3 protein-coding genes are annotated in these 2,797 nt (G+C 69.3%); 2 read left to right on the top strand and 1 reads right to left on the bottom strand.

Features of this window, described 5'->3' with window-relative positions; all coding sequences use genetic code 11:
- Both G6019_RS15450 and G6019_RS15445 read left to right on the top strand, forming a co-directional pair.
- The coding region (locus G6019_RS15450) for a helix-turn-helix domain-containing protein (protein WP_206681837.1) at positions 1–412 on the top strand (412 nt) is incomplete at its 5' end.
- An 87-nt stretch (positions 413–499) separates the two neighbouring features.
- Positions 500–1,753 (top strand): pyridoxal phosphate-dependent aminotransferase, encoded by a 1,254-nt coding sequence (locus G6019_RS15445; protein ID WP_107757478.1) that lies wholly within the window; start codon positions 500–502, stop codon positions 1,751–1,753.
- An 11-nt stretch (positions 1,754–1,764) separates the two neighbouring features.
- On the opposite strand, the gene G6019_RS15440 is transcribed toward G6019_RS15445, so the two are convergent.
- Positions 1,765–2,797 (bottom strand): YibE/F family protein (locus tag G6019_RS15440; RefSeq protein ID WP_182627974.1); only part of this gene is annotated, 1,033 nt, incomplete at its 5' end.

Below are 2,797 nucleotides of genomic sequence, written 5' to 3'. Positions count from 1 at the left end.
CCCGGCGGATCCGGTGCCGCAGCCCGGCCCCGACGGGCGGGCCGGTCGAGACGGGGCCCCGGTGACCGAGATCCGTCTGCTCGGGTGGCGGCCGTCGGTGATCCGTGCCGACGGGTCGAGTATCGACCTCACCCCGCGACGGGCGGAGTTGCTCGCGTTGTTGGCGTCCCGGGAGGCCTGGTCGGCGCGGTCCCTGTCCGAGGCGCTCTACGGTGACGGCGACGCCACGGCCACGGTCCGGGGGGAGGTGCGCAGGCTCCGTCAGCTCACCGGCCTGTCGATCGACTCCCAGCCGTACGCCCTGGCCCCGCACGAGAGGCGATGCGTGGACTACCTCTCGGTGCAGCATCCCGACGATCTCCTGCCCCATTCGGACATCCCGGCCATCATCGATCTGCGGTACGGGATCTGACGCCACGGGTCCGATGCCACCGGTCTGACGCCCACGGGGTCGGCGCGACCGGAGCACCGCCGGTCCGGGGTGGCACAATCTGCAGACATGACGCCTGAGACCACGGGACGCACGCTCCGCCAGCCGCGCACGCTCGACCAGTCGTCCAAACTCAAGGACGTCCTCTACGAGATCCGTGGCCCCGTCCTCGCGCGGGCGAACCAGCTCGAGGCGGAGGGCCACCGGATCCTCAAGCTGAACATCGGCAACCCCGCGCCCTTCGGGTTCGAGGCACCGGACGTGATCATGCGCGACATGATCGCGGCTCTCCCCCATGCGCAGGGCTACTCGGAGTCCAAGGGCATCCTGTCGGCCCGCCGGGCGATCTTCACGCGCTACGAGTTGGTGCCCGATTTCCCCCACCTGGATGTGGAGGACATCTACCTGGGCAACGGAGTCTCCGAGCTCATCACGATGACGATGCAGGCCCTGCTCGACGACGGCGACGAGGTCCTCATCCCGGCGCCGGACTATCCGCTCTGGACCGCCATGACCTCGCTCGCGGGCGGCAGGCCCGTCCACTACCTCACGGACGAGGACGACGACTGGAATCCGTCACTCGAGGACATCGCCTCGAAGATCACGCCCAGGACCAAGGCCATCGTGGTGATCAACCCCAACAACCCCACCGGGGCGGTCTACTCCCGCGAGGTCCTGCAGGGGATCGTGGACCTGGCGCGCGAGCACAGTCTGCTCATCCTGGCCGACGAGATCTACGACCGGATCATCTACGACGAGGCCCAGCACACCTCGATCGCCTCGCTCGCGCACGATCTGCTGGTCCTGACCTTCAACGGACTGTCCAAGACCTACCGCGTGGCGGGTTACCGGGCGGGCTGGATGGCGATCACCGGACCGAAGGCGCACGCGGCCGGGTTCCTCGAGGGACTGGAATTGCTGGCCTCGACGAGACTGTGCCCCAACGTGCCGGCGCAGCACGCGATCCAGGTGGCTCTCGGCGGGTACCAGTCGATCGACGAACTGATCGAGCCCGGGGGACGGCTCCACGAGCAGCGCGGCATCGCGTGGGAAAAGCTCAACTCGATCCCGGGGGTGAGCTGCGTCAAGCCGATGGGAGCCCTCTACGTGTTCCCCAGGCTCGACCCGGAGGTCCACGAGATCTACGACGACCGCCTGTTCGCCCTGGACCTTCTCGAGCGCGAGCGCATCCTCGTCACCCAGGGCACGGGGTTCAACTGGCCGAATCCGGACCACTTCCGGGTGGTCACGTTGCCGGCCGGCCGGGACCTCGCCGTGGCGATCGAGCGGATCGGCAACTTCCTGGCCTCATACCGTCAGTAGACCCGGGACTCTCACGCACGCGTGCCGACGGTCGCCCGGTCCAGTTCCTCCGAGGTCACGTCCCGGGAGAGCCACACCGCGGCCGCTGTGGTGAGCGGGACGCACAGCGCGAGCGCGATCGCGCCGACGAGCGACCGCATCAGCTCCACCGCCACGACGTCGGACGTGAGGATCGACAGCGGCGAGCGGGTTCCCAGCGAGAACAGCAGCAGCAGGGGGAGCGCCGACCCGGTGTACGCGAGCACCAGGGTGTAGACCATCGAGGCCACGTGGTCGCGTCCTACGCCCATCGCGGACCGGAACACCTCGACGGGGCCGGCGTGGGGGTCGAGGTGGCGCATCTCGAACACGGTCGCGGACTGGCTCACGGTGACGTCGTTGAGCACGCCGAGCGCGCCGATGATGAAGCCGGCGAGCAGGAGCCCGGTGAGCGAGACGTGTTGCACGAACACCTGAACCTGGGTCGTGGAGTCGCCACTGAGCCCGGTGATCCTGGTCGTCTCGATGACCACCCAGCTCAGTAACGCCGCCGCCAGCATCGCGGACAGTGTCCCGAGCAGGGCGGCGTGGGTCTTGAGGTTGATGCCGTGCACCACGTAGATCACCAGGTAGAGGACCGCGGAGCCGCCGATGACGGCCACCAGGATGGCCGGATTGCCGTCCAGGATCGAGGGGAGGACGAACCCCACGACGACGATGAGGGCCACCACGATCCCGATGAGGGCCCGCAGTCCCTTCCATCGCCCGACGGCGACCATCACCGCGGCGCCCACGAGGAGCCACAGGGCCATGGGCACGGTCCGCGTGAAGTCCTCGAACGCGTAGATGTCGGTGGCTCCCTGGGGGGAGCGGCCGAGCTGGATCTGGTCACCGGCGCCGAGATCCGGCGATCCGGGCCCGGGCGGGATCTCCAACAGCACCTCCCGGCCGGCGTCCGGGCCGGTGTCGAGTCGCACTATCGAGCGCGGGCACTCGGGGCCGGGGAACCGGGGGTCGAGCGGCGGCCCGGGCAGGACCCGCCCGTTGTCGGGGGAGCCGCACGGC

Source organism: Dietzia sp. DQ12-76 (genome assembly GCF_014145045.1).
Lineage (GTDB): Bacteria > Actinomycetota > Actinomycetes > Mycobacteriales > Mycobacteriaceae > Dietzia.
The sequence above is the reverse complement of the archived record's forward strand: the minus strand, read 5'-3'. Positions and strand labels throughout refer to the sequence as shown.